The organism is Pantoea sp. SGAir0184 (assembly GCF_043544755.1).
In genome coordinates this window covers 2,219,002-2,233,476 of sequence record NZ_CP028050.1, presented here as the reverse complement: position 1 = coordinate 2,233,476, position 14,475 = coordinate 2,219,002, and the positions used below count along the sequence as shown (strand labels likewise).

16 protein-coding genes are annotated in these 14,475 nt (G+C 58.6%); 7 read left to right on the top strand and 9 right to left on the bottom strand.

The features are described from left to right. Positions 1-38: 38 nt before the first annotated feature. The 3 genes from C1N60_RS10480 to C1N60_RS10470 form a co-directional block, all read right to left on the bottom strand. A complete protein-coding gene (locus C1N60_RS10480; RefSeq protein ID WP_031279126.1) occupies positions 39-1,223 on the bottom strand; it encodes a sugar transporter in 1,185 nt (394 codons plus the stop codon). 324 nt (positions 1,224-1,547) lie between these two features. Beyond that, positions 1,548-1,799 (bottom strand): hypothetical protein, encoded by a 252-nt coding sequence (locus C1N60_RS10475; protein ID WP_021506080.1) that lies wholly within the window; start codon positions 1,797-1,799, stop codon positions 1,548-1,550. A 168-nt stretch (positions 1,800-1,967) separates the two neighbouring features. Then, a complete protein-coding gene (locus C1N60_RS10470; protein WP_058780585.1) occupies positions 1,968-3,224 on the bottom strand; it encodes an MFS transporter in 1,257 nt (418 codons plus the stop codon). 94 nt (positions 3,225-3,318) lie between these two features. Between C1N60_RS10470 and C1N60_RS10465 the strand changes: the two genes are divergently transcribed. From C1N60_RS10465 to C1N60_RS10450, 4 genes are all read left to right on the top strand, one after another. Next, positions 3,319-4,215: a LysR family transcriptional regulator gene (locus tag C1N60_RS10465; protein WP_264239724.1), complete on the top strand. Its 897-nt coding sequence runs from the start codon at positions 3,319-3,321 to the stop codon at positions 4,213-4,215. 135 nt (positions 4,216-4,350) lie between these two features. Beyond that, positions 4,351-5,568: a sugar metabolism global transcriptional regulator Mlc gene (locus C1N60_RS10460; protein WP_058769778.1), complete on the top strand. Its 1,218-nt coding sequence runs from the start codon at positions 4,351-4,353 to the stop codon at positions 5,566-5,568. A gap of 105 nt (positions 5,569-5,673) precedes the next feature. Next, a complete protein-coding gene (gene bioD, locus C1N60_RS10455; RefSeq protein ID WP_021506076.1) occupies positions 5,674-6,375 on the top strand; it encodes a dethiobiotin synthase in 702 nt (233 codons plus the stop codon). Positions 6,376-6,554: 179 nt separating this feature from the next. Then, positions 6,555-7,931 (top strand): nucleobase:cation symporter-2 family protein, encoded by a 1,377-nt coding sequence (locus tag C1N60_RS10450; protein ID WP_058769779.1) that lies wholly within the window; start codon positions 6,555-6,557, stop codon positions 7,929-7,931. Between the two features lie 51 nt (positions 7,932-7,982). On the opposite strand, the gene osmV is transcribed toward C1N60_RS10450, so the two are convergent. From osmV to C1N60_RS10430, 4 genes are read right to left on the bottom strand one after another with little or no spacing between them, the layout of a single operon-like run. Then, positions 7,983-9,119 carry an osmoprotectant ABC transporter ATP-binding protein OsmV gene (gene osmV / locus C1N60_RS10445; protein WP_021506074.1) on the bottom strand — a complete coding sequence of 379 codons (1,137 nt, stop codon included), beginning with the start codon at positions 9,117-9,119 and terminating at the stop codon, positions 7,983-7,985. Next, positions 9,119-9,766, bottom strand: a complete 648-nt coding sequence (gene osmW, locus C1N60_RS10440; protein ID WP_021506073.1) for an osmoprotectant ABC transporter permease OsmW — start codon at positions 9,764-9,766, stop codon at positions 9,119-9,121. Before osmW ends, osmV begins: the two co-directional genes overlap by 1 nt. A gap of 9 nt (positions 9,767-9,775) precedes the next feature. Further along, positions 9,776-10,702: a glycine betaine ABC transporter substrate-binding protein gene (locus tag C1N60_RS10435; protein WP_088515792.1), complete on the bottom strand. Its 927-nt coding sequence runs from the start codon at positions 10,700-10,702 to the stop codon at positions 9,776-9,778. A gap of 16 nt (positions 10,703-10,718) precedes the next feature. Then, positions 10,719-11,435: an ABC transporter permease gene (locus tag C1N60_RS10430; RefSeq protein WP_021506071.1), complete on the bottom strand. Its 717-nt coding sequence runs from the start codon at positions 11,433-11,435 to the stop codon at positions 10,719-10,721. Between the two features lie 38 nt (positions 11,436-11,473). On the opposite strand from C1N60_RS10430, the gene C1N60_RS10425 reads away from it, so the two are divergent. Together C1N60_RS10425 and C1N60_RS10420 are read left to right on the top strand one after the other, a co-directional pair. After that, positions 11,474-11,698 carry a hypothetical protein gene (locus tag C1N60_RS10425; protein ID WP_264441269.1) on the top strand — a complete coding sequence of 75 codons (225 nt, stop codon included), beginning with the start codon at positions 11,474-11,476 and terminating at the stop codon, positions 11,696-11,698. A gap of 119 nt (positions 11,699-11,817) precedes the next feature. Continuing rightward, on the top strand, positions 11,818-13,278 hold the full coding sequence (locus tag C1N60_RS10420; protein ID WP_058769781.1) for an MDR family MFS transporter: 1,461 nt from the start codon (positions 11,818-11,820) through the stop codon (positions 13,276-13,278). Positions 13,279-13,309: 31 nt separating this feature from the next. On the opposite strand, the gene C1N60_RS10415 is transcribed toward C1N60_RS10420, so the two are convergent. Both C1N60_RS10415 and C1N60_RS10410 read right to left on the bottom strand, forming a co-directional pair. Then, positions 13,310-13,606 (bottom strand): DUF1161 domain-containing protein, encoded by a 297-nt coding sequence (locus C1N60_RS10415; RefSeq protein ID WP_262263824.1) that lies wholly within the window; start codon positions 13,604-13,606, stop codon positions 13,310-13,312. 52 nt (positions 13,607-13,658) lie between these two features. Continuing rightward, on the bottom strand, positions 13,659-13,994 hold the full coding sequence (locus tag C1N60_RS10410) for a DUF1283 family protein (RefSeq protein WP_010618460.1): 336 nt from the start codon (positions 13,992-13,994) through the stop codon (positions 13,659-13,661). A gap of 133 nt (positions 13,995-14,127) precedes the next feature. On the opposite strand from C1N60_RS10410, the gene C1N60_RS10405 reads away from it, so the two are divergent. After that, on the top strand, positions 14,128-14,454 hold the full coding sequence (locus tag C1N60_RS10405; RefSeq protein WP_031279118.1) for a YnfA family protein: 327 nt from the start codon (positions 14,128-14,130) through the stop codon (positions 14,452-14,454). Positions 14,455-14,475 lie beyond the last annotated feature (21 nt).

Below are 14,475 nucleotides of genomic sequence, written 5' to 3'. Positions count from 1 at the left end.
AGCGGTGCCGCCAGGGGCGCTGCTGCCTGCCAAACGCACTAGCCGTTGGAGCGCAGCTGCGGATAACGGCGGAAAATGGCGATACACCAGAACAGTCCCGCCAGGCCAATGATTGCGCCCACGTTGCCCACGTCTGCCATCTGCAGATGCAGACTGACCTGGTTACCGAGTAGCGCGCCTGCGCCAATACCGATGTTATAAATACCGGAAAACAGCGACATGGCGACGTCGGTGGCGTCCGGTGCCAGCGATAGCACGCGCACCTGCATCGCCAGGCCGATCATCATCATTGCCATTCCCCAGATAATACACAGCACGGTAATCGCTGCCGGGCGTACCGCAGCAAACACCAGCAGACCCATACACAGGGTAATTAGCGCAATGGCGGCGATCAGCAGTGCGGACGGGAATTTATTGCCCAGCGTACTGAACAGAATGCTGCCGAGAATGCCGGCTGAGCCGAACAGCAGCAGTAACAGGGTGGTGAAGTTCTCATCAGCGCTGGCTACCACCTGCATAAACGGCTCGATATAGCTGTAAGCGGTGTAGTGCGCGGTCACCACGACGGTGACCAGAATGTACATCGCCACCAGCGCCGGGCGGCGAAACAGCATCGGCACGCTGCTGAGTGAACCGGTGTGCTCACTCGGCAGGCGCGGCAATATCCGCACCAGCATAATCAGCAGTACCAGCGCTGACAGGCCGATCATACCAAAGGTGGTACGCCAGCCCAGATACTGACCCACAATACGACCAATCGGCACACCCAGCACCATCGCCAGCGCCGTGCCCGTGGCCAGCATACTCAACGCCTGGGTTTTCTTGCCGGCCGGCGCAACGCGAATCGCCAGCGAGGCGGTGATCGACCAGAACACCGCGTGCGCCAGCGCAATGCCAATGCGCGACAGCACCAGCGACGTGAAATCCCACGCCACGGCCGATAACAGGTGGCTGGCAACAAACAGAATAAACAGGATGGCCAGCAGCAGGCGGCGCTCGACGTTGCGCGTCAGCAGCATTAACGGCAGCGATAACAGCGCCACGACCCAGGCATAGATGGTCAGCATGATACCGACATCAGCGGTTTTCATTGCAAAGCTGCTGGCGATGTCCGACAGCAGGCCAACCGGCACAAATTCGGTGGTATTGAAGACAAAAGCAGCGATAGCCAGCAGCACCACGCGCAGCCAGGCTGTTTTACGGGAAACGGTTGTTGATTGCATTGAATTCAAATCGGCTAAACGACGAGTGAGGGGTCAGAATGCACCCGGTAAAGTGACCTCGATCACAAATTTCCGCTATTGTGGAGCATTAGTCAGCCGATGAAAACCGTTAACCCGGGTTTTATCACTGAATATTTCTTATCGCGCTGAGCGTGGTAAATAGCCTGCGGTTATGGGGAGCTGCTGCGCCAGCGTGCTGCCGGCCCGCGAGTCTGCCGTACCAGCACAGGCTAAGTCAGGTGTTTCTGTAATAGAAAAATCGCTTAGCCGTGCTGAGGGTGGGTACCGTGCGGGCGGGTGCGGTTCAGACCAGGATTATCAGAGTCACGCCATATGCTTTAGTGCCACGCTAAAGTTGTGGGTCGGATTTTTTTTTACGCCCACCGGGCAGCAGTGTTCGCAGCCCAACGCAGTGGCGTAAAATTTACGCGCCTGCTGGATTGCGGCACCGGGCGTGTAAAAAGTCCCGAGAAAACGACGACCGCCGTCGGATGGCAGGAACGGACAGCCCTTCGCATGCACCACATGATTGTCGTTATAACCGGCATGCTTATCGACATAATAGTAAAGCTCCATCTGACTACCTCATTGCTGTGTAAAAAATAAGTCTATGTATTATTGGAATAGAACGAATTATAGCGATGAATTGCTATTTTGTTTTAAGTGGTACGGCGCGAATGCCTGATTATTCGAATCCAGCGGAGCAGGCGGGACGCTGAGGTCCCGCGCTAACGATGAAGGGTATTATAGTTTGCGGCCCTGTAAACGCAGGCCAACCAGCAGTGCCAGCACCAGCAGGGCGCTGATAAACAGGGTCACGCCCGGCCAGCCGTAGCGGTGCCAGAACACGCCGCCGAGGGTGCCGGCCACGCTGGAGCCCACATAGTAGCTGAACAGGTAAAGTGATGATGCCTGGCCTTTCGCCCGGCGCGCGCGCGGTCCAATCCAGCCGCTGGCCACCGAATGGGCGGCAAAGAAGCCGGCAGTGAACAACATCATGCCCGGCAGAATCAGCCACAGCGAATTAAAGGCGGTCAGCAGCAGACCGGCCAGCATGATCGCCGTGGCGCCCGTCATCACCGGACCGCGACCAAAGCGGCTGGTCATCGCGCCGGCTTTCGGCGAGCTCCACGAACCGGTGAGATACACCACGGACAGCAGCCCGACCACCGCCTGGCTCAGTGACCACGGCGCGCTCAGTAAACGGTAGCCGATGTAGTTAAACAGCGTGACAAACGCGCCCATCAGCAGAAAGCCTTCGGCAAACAGCAGCGGCAACCCTTTGTCGCGCCAGTGCAGGCGGAAGTTGATCAGCAGACTGCGTGGCCGCAGCGAGGCAGGGCGAAAATGGCGCGACGCAGGCAGAATTTTCCAGAACATCAGCGCGCCAGCCAGCGCGCAGCAGCCTATGACGCCAATGGCAATACGCCACGAGAAAAAGTCGGTCAGCACACCCGAGAGTAAACGACCGCTCATGCCGCCAATCGAGTTACCGCTAATGTACAGACCCATGGAGAAGGCGATGACCCGCGGATGCATCTCTTCGCTCAGGTAAGTCATGCCCACCGCCGCGACGCCACTGAGCGACAGACCGGTCAGCGCGCGCATCAGCAGAATCCCCTGCCAGCTGCTCATGGTGGCGGAGATCAGCGTACAAATCGCCGCCAGCATCAGCGCGGTCACCATCACCGATTTACGCCCAATCGCATCTGACAGCGGGCCGGTGAACAGCAGGCCCAGCGCCATCAGCCCGGTGGAGAGCGACAGCGAAATACTGCTTTCGGCAGGCGTCACGCCAAACTGCTGTGACAGCACCGGCAGAATCGGTTGTACGCAATAGAGCAGGGCGAAAGTGGCAAGACCGGCAGAGAACAGCGCCAGCGTCACGCGCATAAACTGCGGCGATCCACGTTCAATCCATTCAGTAGCGGTATCGGCGGTAACAGGCTTCGTGGACAAGCTGTCCTCATCAAGCGTCACAGCCTGGGAAGAGCGACTCACAGTACATCCTCAATTCAGCAAATGTCTGAATACTGTAGGAAAGGCTAAATAGGTTGTACAATATATTAATAATCTCAAATGAGACGTTTAAGATATGATGATTGAGCTGCGCCATCTGCGCTACTTTATTGCCGTTGCGGAAGAGCTGCACTTTGGCCGCGCCGCACAGCGGCTGCACATTTCTCAGCCGCCGCTCAGTCAGCAGATTCTGCAGCTGGAACAGGCGCTGGACGCGCAGCTGTTCACCCGCACTAATCGCAGCGTACAGCTCACGCCGGCCGGCCAGTCGTTTTTACAGGATGCGCGCGCGGTTTTATTGCAGGTGGAACAGGCGGCCGGGCGCGCGGCGCGCATTCATCACGGTCAGCAGGGAGAGCTGCGCATCGGCTTTACCTCCTCGGCGCCGTTTACCGGACTGGTGTCGGATGCGCTGTATCACTATCGGCAGAGCTGGCCGGAGGTGCATATTCAGATGCAGGAGTACAACACGCGGCAGCAGCTGGCGCCGCTGCACGAGGGACGACTCGATCTGGGCGTCATGCGCAATACGCCGCTGCCGGAGGATCTTCAGCACCGCCTGTTGCTGCGTGAACCGCTGTGCGCGGTGGTGCACCACGCGCATCCGCTGGCACAGGCCACGTCAATTAGCATCCGGGCGTTAGCCAGCGAACCTTTTGTTTTCTTTGATGCGCAGGGCGGCACGGCCCTGTACGGTGAAATTCTGGCGCTGCTGCATCGCTACCAAATCAAACCTTACATTACCCAGGAAGTGGGTGAAGCCATGACGATACTCGGCCTGGTGGCAACCGGCCTTGGCGTGTCGATTTTACCCGCCTCGTTTGCCCGCGCGCGACTGGCGGAAGTCGCCTGGATTCCGCTACAGGAAAGCGATGCCATTTCTGAGGTGTGGCTGGTGTGGTCAGCGCTGCGCCAGCCGAGTGCGCAGATGAGCAATATGATGGCGCTGCTGCTGCACCATGCCGAGGATTGAACCCACGGGTACAGAAAACCGCGTTCTTTGTGTGCGATAAATCACATTTCTAATCAAATATTTGACGCTGCGCGCCAATCTGCATCACCATAGCTGCTGTTTATTTAGAAGCGCGAAAATATCCGGGAGCAGGGCGTGAATCTGGACAGTCAGCCTGGCCATATTGACCAAATAAAACAGACCAATGCCGGTGCAGTGTATCGTCTGATTGACCATTACGGTCCGATTTCGCGGATTGAGCTGTCGAAACGTGCCCAGCTGGCCCCGGCCAGCATCACCAAAATTGTGCGCGAAATGCTGGATGCGCATCTGGTGCAGGAGACCGAGTTTCAGGAGCCGGGCAGTCGCGGACGGCCGGCGATAGGGCTGATCCTCGATACCCTGGCCTGGCACTATCTGGCTGTTCGCCTCCAGCCGGGGTTCATCACCCTGACGCTGCGCGATCTCAGCAGCCGCGCGCTACAGGAAGATCGCCTGCCGCTGCCCGCCAGCGCCGACACGCCGCTGCTGCAGACGCTGCAGGAGCTGGTCAACGCCTTTTTCATTAGCCATCAGCAAAAACTTGAGCGTCTCACCGCTATCGCCATTACCCTGCCGGGACTGATCAACGCCGCCTCCGGCGTGGTGCACCGTATGCCGGGCTATGACGTACAGGATATGCCGCTGGGCGAAACCCTGGCGCAGCGCACCGGACTGCCGGTATTCGTCCAGCACGATATCTCCGCATGGACGCTGGCAGAGGCGCTGTTTGGTGCCTCACGGGGTGCGCAGGACGTGATTCAGATTGTCATTGACGAAACGGTGGGCGCCGGGGTGATCAGCGGTGGCCAGCTGCTGCACAAAAGCGGACGCGCGCTGGTGGAGATCGGTCATACGCAGATCGATCCTTACGGCCAGCAGTGTTACTGCGGCAACCATGGCTGTCTGGAAACGGTGGCCAGCACCGGCAGCCTGCTGCAGCTGGCGGCACAGCGCTTATCGTCACAGCCGGACAGCCAGCTGCACCAGCAGCCGCTGACGCTGGCCTCGCTGTGTGCCGCTGCGCAGCAGGGCGACCGGCTGGCGCGGGACGTCATTGCCGGCGTCGGTCATCATATCGGGCGCATGCTGGCGATGATGGTCAACATCTTTAATCCTCAACAAATTCTTATCGGTTCACCGCTTAACCAGGCGGCGGACGTGCTGTTCCCGGCGGTCAGCAGCACCATTCGCCAGCAGGCCCTGCCGGCGTACAGTCACGCTATCCAGCTAACCCCCGCGGCTTTCAACGATCCCGGCACGCTGGGCGGCGCGGCGCTGATCAAAGACGCGCTCTATAGCGGCCATTTACTGATAAAACTGTTGCAGGGCTAACGCCAGCCCGCCTTAAGTTTGCGCTAACGCAAGCTCTCGCCTGGGACAAATCCTTAAACTGCCTCCTTTGCAGGTTACACATCGCTTTAATGAAGGAGGAGAAAGGTGAAAACGATTTTTGTCACCGGTACCGACACCGCGGTGGGTAAGACCGTGGTTTCCCGCGCACTGTTACAGTGCTTTGCCAAAGCGAATCTGTGTGCCGCTGGCTACAAGCCGGTTGCCAAAAGCGCGCAGCACACGCCGGAAGGGCTCCGTAATAAAGATGCCGTACTGCTTCAGCAGGCATCCGGCCTCACGCTGAACTACAGCGACGTCAATCCTGTGACGCTGGAAGAGGATGAAATCAGCACCAGCCCGGCGCAGCGCATCGATTATCCGTTACTCAATCGCGGGCTGGCTGGCTTACAGGATCGCGCTGCACGTGTGGTGGTGGAAGGCACGGGCGGCTGGCGCAGCCTGATGAACGACTTACGGCCCTTGTCGCAGTGGGTGCAGCAGGCGCAACTGCCGGTGGTGCTGGTGGTGGGCATTAAAGAGGGTTGCATTAGCCACGCTTTACTGACCGCCGAAGCGATTGCTGCCGATGGTCTGACGCTGGCGGGCTGGGTCGCCAATCGTATTAATCCAGGTCTGGCGCACTATGCTGAAATCATTGATGTTCTGCGCGATAAGCTGAACGCGCCGCTGTTGGGCGAATTGCCTTATCTGCCGCGCGCCGAACAGCGTGATTTGAGTGGTTATCTGGATATTACGTTACTCGGAGGTGATGCGCTGCACAGCGAGAGTGCAAAGCCCGCCGCCTGATGAAACAAAATGCGGCATATCGCACGCAGCTGAATCCGAAGTTTCAGGAGCAGCTGCTTTTTTTTATGCCTTTAACCTGTTTATATTCAATCATCTGTCCTGAATTCTTCCTGCCCGCTGTCGCCCTGGCGCGTTTCATGCATCAGGCAAACTGATAAATCGTTTGCCGGAGCCCTGCTATGTCGCACCCAGAAGAAGAGAAAGGTTTGTTGTACGGGCTCGATGCCCGCATCGGTCCTGCACCGGCGTTCTTTGCCGCCCTGCAGCACGTGCTGGCCAGCGTGGTCGGTATCATCACGCCGCCGCTGATAATCGGTTCCGTGCTGGGGTTACAGGCCTGGATTCCGTATCTCATTAGCATGTCGCTGCTGGTTTCCGGACTCGGCACCTTTCTGCAGGCGCGTCGTTTCTGCGGCATTGGCGCAGGCATGATCTGTCTGCAGGGCACCAGCTTCGCCTTTCTCGGCGTCATTCTCTCGGCGGGGATGACGGTGAAAGCGCAGGGCGGTTCACCGCAGGCGATCCTCGCCATGATTTTTGGCTGCAACCTGGTGGCGGCGCTGATCCCGATGCTGATTAGCCGCTGCATCACACCACTGCGAAAAGTGCTGACCCCGGTGGTGACTGGTACGGTGATCACCCTGATTGGTATCAGCCTGATAAAAGTCAGTATTACCGACTGGGCGGGCGGGCATAACGCCCGCGATTTTGGTGCGCCGGGTAATCTGGCGCTGGGGGCGGTGACCCTGCTGGTGATTATCGTGCTTAACCGCTCCCACTCGCGCTGGGCGCGGCTGGTGGCGGTGGTCGCCGGCATTGGTGCGGGCTGCATCGCGGCGGCGCTGAGCGGTCATCTGCCGCTGAAGCCGATGGCGGAGACGCACTGGCTGGTGCTGCCTTCGCTACTGCATTTTGGCTTTGATTTTAGCTGGACGCTGTTTGTGCCGATTGCGCTGGTCTCGGTGATCTGCGTGATTGAGGCGGTGGGCGATCTGACCGCCAACTGTCTGATTTCACGCCAGCCGCTGGAAGGCGACGGGTTTCAGCGTCGGCTGCAGGGCGGGATTCTGGCCGATGGCCTCAGCTGCCTGCTGGCGGCACTGTTCTCGGCGTTTCCCAATACCACCTTTGCGCAGAACAACGGGGTGATTCAGATGACCGGCGTCGCCAGTCGCTACGTGGGAATGGTGATTGGCCTGATGCTAGTGCTGCTGGGCATCTTCCCGCTGGTCGGCAACCTGCTACAGCAGATTCCGCCGCCGGTGCTGGGCGGGGCAACGCTGGTGATGTTTGGCAGTGTGGTCGCCGCCGGTATTCGCGTGATGACGCAAGCCCCACTGGGGCGGCGTGAGATGCTGATTGTGGCGGTGTCGTTTGGCATTGGCCTCGGGGTGGAAGCGGTTCCGGACGTGCTGAAACAGTTTCCGCCGCTGGTCAGCAACCTGTTTGGTCATGCGGTCACCACCGGCGGGATTCTCGCCATGCTGCTGAACGTGGTGCTGCCGAATGAAGCTAAAACGGTTGCGGCGGTCGGCGCGGTCGAAGAGAGCAACTGACGCACAATTTACCTGGAGAATCGCGCCCTCCGTGGCGCGGTTCGGTCGGGGTTACGGGTTGAGACGACGGCGCGTGCGGCCGGAGCTGAGGTAATCCGCGATGTAATCCTGCGAAATTTCGCCGCTGTAGCGACCTTCCTCATCGACAATCGGCATCCATACCGTGTTGTGTTCATACAACTTCGACAGCACCACGCGCAGGTTTTCCTCCGCTTTGCCGGTGACCTTAAAGGTGTGCAGCATCTCCTCGCAGCGGCCGGTGGCGCCGCGCGCTTCACGACGTTTGACAAAGCCCAGCGGTTTGCCATCTTCGTCGACCACCGTGACCGAACGCATGTCGTTGTCGTCCATGGTCGCGAACGCCTCCTGCAGCGGGGTACTGCGCTGCACTGTGATGGTCGGCTGCTGATCGGTGACGTCGCCCGCCTGCACCAGTAGCAGACGCTTCAGCGTACGGTCCTGACCGACGAACGAGCCGACAAATTCGTTGGCCGGCTGCGCCAGCAGTTCGTCCGGGCTGGCACACTGCACGATTTTGCCCTGGCCAAACACCGCGATGCGGTCACCGAGCTTCAGCGCCTCATCAATATCATGGCTCACCAGCATCACGGTTTTCTTCAGCTGGCGCTGCATATCGAGGAACTCGTTCTGAATCACCTCGCGGTTGATCGGATCGACGGCACCGAACGGTTCATCCATCAGCAGTACCGGTGGATCCGCCGCCAGCGCGCGGATCACGCCGATGCGCTGCTGCTGGCCGCCCGACATCTCACGCGGGTAGCGATGCAGAAACTTCGTCGGGTCAAGCGCCACCATGCTCATCAGCTCCGTCGCCCGTTCCCGACAGCGTTTTTTGTCCCAGCCCAGCATGCGCGGTACCACGGTAATGTTCTCTTCAATGGTCATGTTCGGGAACAGACCAATCTGCTGAATCACATAGCCGATGTTGCGGCGCAGCGTGACAGTATCCTGGCCGCTGGTGTCTTCGCCATTAATTAAAATCCGCCCGCTGCTGGCGGGGATCAGACGGTTAATCATCTTCAGCGTGGTGGTTTTGCCGCAGCCGGACGGGCCCAGCAGCACACACATCTCCCCGGCAGGCACTTCCAGGCTGACGTTATCAACGGCATTGAACGTGGTGCCGTTTTTTTGCGTAAAGGTTTTCGTCAGGTTTTCCAGTTTTATCATTATCGAATCCCCTTAGGAGTCAGCGCTGACTGCAGACGGTGCAGCAGCCAGTCAAGAATAATCGCCAGTAAACAGATCATCAGTGCGCCGGCTATCAGCATACGCACATCGCTGCCGCTGATGCCGTCCAGCAGTTGCAGGCCCAGGCCGCCGGCACCGATCACCGCCGCAATCGCCATCACGCCGACGTTCATCACCACGGCGGTACGGATACCGCCAAAAATCACCGGCAGCGCCATCGGAATTTCCACCCAGCGCAGGCGCTGCCAGAAGGTCATGCCGATACCGCGACCGGCTTCGCGCAGCCCGGGCGGCAGGTTTTCCAGCGCGGTATGGGTATTACGCACAATCGGCAGCAGTGAATAGAGGAACACCGCGGTAATCGCCGGCAAGGCGCCAATCCCCTGACCGATCAGTGAAAACAGCGGAATCATCAGGCCAAACAGCGCAATGGTCGGGATGGTCAGCACGATGGTGGCGATGCCCAGCACCGGTGTTGCCAGCCATTTGAAGCGGACAATCAGAATGCCCAGCGGCACGCCGACGAGGATGGCAAAACCCACCGCCACCAGCACCAGCCAGGTGTGCTGCCAGGTGAGCGCCAGCAGCGTGTTCCAGTTATCCATGATGTAATGCAGGGTATCCATTGCGCCTCCTTACAGCATGTTTTTGGATTTGAGGAAATCACGCGCCACCTGCTGCGGCGACTGGTGATCGATATCGACGCGCTTGTTCATCTCGGTGATGGCTTCATCGGTGATCAGCGGCGACAGCGCATTCAGCGCGGCCTCAAGGCCAGGATGGCTTTCCAGCACATCCTGACGCACTACTGGCGTGACGTTGTAACTTGGGAAGAAGTGCTTATCATCCTCCAGTACTTTCAAATCAAAGCCTTTTACCCGGCCATCGGTGGTGTAGATCAGTCCGGCATCGACAAAGCCGTCGCGTACTGCGTTGTAGACCAGACCGGGGTCCATCTGACGAATCTGTGGGCGATCCAGCGGCATGTTGTAGGCTTTTTGCAGCGGTTTCAGACCATCCGAGCGGCCGGCAAACTCCAGATCGAGACCGAGTTTCCAGTTATGATCCGGATCGGTGTTGCGTACCTGTTCCAGCTTCGCCACCAGCTGCGACATGGTGCTGATGCCTTCCGCCTCAGCGCGCTGGCGCTGCATGGCAAACGCGTAGGTGTTGTTCATCGGGGCAGGATTGAGCCACACCAGTCCCAGCTTCGCGTCCAGCTGTTTAACGGTTTTGTACGCCTCTTCAGACGACATCGGCTTGTTGATATGGTTAAAAATAATCAGCGAGGTGCCGGTATATTCCCACGTCATATCAATCTGCTTATTGATCATCGCGTTGCGCCCGATGGTGGTGGCGATGTTGGTTTTCGGGATGACCTGAAAACCTTTCTTTTGCAGCCACATCACCGTCATCGCAGACAGGATATGTTGCTCGGTAAAGCTTTTGGTCGCCATTACAATGGGCGTGGCGGCGAGCGCGCCGTGACTGAGGGTTAAGGTGGCGGTCAGGGCCAGCGCGGTGCGTTTGACCCAGCGCGCCAGCAGATTAGCAGTGGCCATGATTACATGCTCCGGGTTAAGCCGCAGAGTGCGGGCTGAGGACGCGTCCCAATGCTGCCAGCAGCATGTCGAGGATCAGGGCAAACAGGGCGGTGGCCACTGCGCCGAGGATCAGCGTCGGGAAGTCGTTGAGATAAATACCGGGGAAAATCAGCTCACCGTAGCTGCTGGCACCAATTAAAAAGGCCAGCGGCGCGGTGCCGACGTTAATCGCGGTCGCGATGCGCACCCCGGCGAGGATCACCGGCAGCGCATTCGGCAGTTCAACCCGGCGCAGCCGCTGCAGTTTGGTCATGCCGATACCGTTGGCGGCTTCAATCAGCGACGGCGGCACCGCGCTCAGACCGGCATAGGTGTTGCGCACAATTGGCAGCAGCGAGGCGAGGAACAAGGCGATCAGCGCCGGGCGATCGCCAATGCCGACAATCACCATCGCCAGCGCCAGCACAGCCAGCGGCGGCAGCGTGTTACCGACGTTGAAGATTTGCATCACATATTCAGCCCAGCGACGGGCAAAGGGACGGCTGAGCAAAATCCCGCTCGGGATGCCAACCAGTAAAGCGCATAACATCGACCAGAACACTAAGTACAGGTGTTGCTGCCCAAGGTAAAGTAAATCCACCTTGCGGTCGCGCAGCGTATCCAGCCCTAATCCCCACACCAGCAGGGCTATCACCACCACGATGGCGAGCAGTGCCAGCCCGGCACGTCGGGCGAGCGATGCATTGTGCATAGCGTGCGTCTCCCTGATTGAAAAAATCGATTGATTTTATGACGTTATCTTCAGCATACCGGCGTTATGCGGTGCAATACACAGACGAAAATCCAGCACGCTGTCAAATTGCAGTTAAAATGACTGTTTCCCGGCTTTTTCACAGTGAAAAACCAGAAACTGCCTTTAGAGCTATAGCAATGCTTGATGATCATTGCCAGTTTTCACGGCAAAATCAGGTAGATACAAAAGTGGTAAAACTAAGCGAAACCCGCATGAAATAAGGTGTCGTTCGACAATAAAAAATTTTCATCAAGATAGGTGACATTGTCACAAACAGGCGCACGCACAGGAAACTGAGTCGGCGAAATTTCGACTAGCCTTGTAAGAAAAAGGGAGACGTATGACTGAAAGCGCACAATTACAAACGGAACATCGCCACTGGATTCTGATTGCCTGCATGCTGGCGATGTTTATGGCTGCCATTGAGGTCACCATTGTGGCCACGGCCATGCCAACCATCATTGCCGATCTTGGCGGTTTCGCGCAGTTTGGATGGGTGTTTTCTATTTATCTGCTGACGCAGGCGGTAAGCGTCCCGTTGTATGGCAGACTGGCGGATATCTGGGGCCGCAAACGATTATTTTTCATCGGCGTAACGCTGTTTTTGCTGGGCTCGGTGCTGTGCGGTTTTGCCCATAGTATGACGTGGCTGATTGTGTTTCGTGCCTTTCAGGGCCTGGGGGCCGGGGCGATCATGCCGCTGACCACCACCATCGTGGCGGACATTTACTCGCCGCGCGAGCGCGCCAGCGTGCAGGGCTGGCTCTCCAGCGTCTGGGGCGTCGCGGCCGTCATCGGTCCGCTCAGCGGTGCCTGGCTGGTTCAGCACTTTAACTGGTCGGTGATTTTCTGGGTAAACGTGCCGATTGGTCTGCTCTCCATGCTGCTGCTGGCGCGTTTTCTGCCGGCGCGCGAACAGCATCAGGGCGCAACGCTGAATCTGACCGGCAGCTGCTGGTTGATGATCAGCGTCACCGCACTGCTGGTGGCGCTGTTACAGGCGGAAGCGCTGGGTTTCTGGCTGGTGCCGTTCCTGGCGCTGGCGCTGCTGGCCGGCTGGCGGCTGAAACATCACGAGCAGCGCGCCGATGCGCCGCTGTTTCCGCTGGCGCTGTGGCGCAGCCGCCTGATTGTGGCCGGTAATGCCGGGAACCTGATTATCGGGGCCACCATGATGGGCATCAGCGCGTTTCTGCCGACGTGGATTCAGGGCATTACTGGCGGCACACCGCTGCAGGCGGGCAGCGCGCTGGCGATGATGTCAATTGGCTGGCCGCTGGCCAGTACGCTCAGCGGGCGCCTGATGCTGATCACCTCATATCGATTTACCGCGCAGCTCGGCGCGTTTTTACTGATTGCCGGTAGCGCGCTGTTACTGCTGCTGCGCGCCGACAGCAGCATTATGCAGGCCGGGCTGACGGCGTTTGTTATTGGCACCGGGATGGGCATGACCAGCACCACCTTTCTGGTGTCGGTACAAAATCATGCGCACTATGAAATTCGCGGCATCTGCACCGCCTCGATCATGTTCAGCCGCATGCTGGGTTCAGCCATCGGCACGGCGATAATGGGCGCGGTGCTCAATCTCAACCTGTCGCTGCGGCTACCGCAGGCCAGCGATCCGATGCAGAAAATTATGGCACCGGAGAGCCGTCAGGCGCTGCCGCAGGAACAGTTACACTTCTGGACCGGGCAGATTGCCAGTTCGCTGCACTGGGTATTTGTGGTGGCATTGCTGATTGCGCTGCTGACGTTGTGGATTGCGTGGCTGATGCCGCGTCAGCGGCCGGAGGCGGAATAAAGCAGGGCGGCCGGCAAGCCGCCCGAAGAGATTACTGTGCGGGAGCATCCTGCGAACTGCCCGCGCTGTCCGGCACGTTGCTGTCCGCATCGCGGCCGTTTTTCTTGTAAACGATTTTCTGCGTGTCGTTTTCACAGTGGCCAACGACCTGACCGCCTGCCTGATCAACCTGATCGTTCGGCACGATATCCAGCGTAAAATCCGATTCCGCCACGCCATTGTTGATGATCTTTTTGCTGATGTCGGCGCGCACGCTTTCGCAGGACGCCTGCACCGCCAGCGGTAACGCCAGCGCCATTAGCAACACAACTGCATTACGTTTTTTCATCACTCACTCCTTGTTGCGTCATTCCCGTGAAAACTATAGCAGCTGGCGCGCATTACGGCGCCAGCGGACGGCCGGTGCGGCGATCGAGGCAGCGCAGGGTGTTCGGTTCCCAGTACGCATTAACGTTGTAGCTTTTTTCGCAGGCGTCGCGGGTATCAAAGGCCCGGTCTGCCTTGTCGAACTCTTTCTCCACGCGGGTATTTACCTTGTTACGCAGGTTGCGCGTATCGTTCCACTGCTCTTTGCTCTGACGCGCCGCCTCGTTACTGGCCGCGTTGTTGCCATCTTCAATAATCAGGCGATCCGTCTTAGCGACAGCCAGCGGCGCAGTCAGCAATACGCTGGCGGTCAGCGTGGTAGCCAGCAGGGCGGAAAACAGTTTTTTCATCGTCATTTCCTTTCGTTAACTCCAGCACAGCGCGCAGGGCGGCTGTCACAACACTGTCTGTCAGTATATCATCGCTGCTTCTTTGCTCACCAGCGGTGAGCGGTTTGTTTAACGATCAGAGAGACTTTGTATGCTGGTGAAAACCGCGCTGCTGTTTTTTATCACTGCGATTGCCGAGATCACCGGCTGTTTTCTGCCGTGGCTGTGGCTCAAGCGTGGCATGAGCGCCTGGCTATTGTTACCGGCCGCAGCCAGCCTGGCTCTGTTTGTCTGGCTGCTGACCCTGCATCCGGCTGCCAGCGGCCGGGTATATGCGGCTTATGGCGGCGTGTATGTGTTAACGGCGCTGATCTGGCTGCGGCTGGTCGATGGCGTCAAACTGAGTGCGTGGGATTGGGTCGGTGCGCTGGTGGCGTTCAGCGGCATGCTGATTATCGTTATCGGCTGGGGCAAGGCCTGAACCGGGCGCGCAGGGCGACCC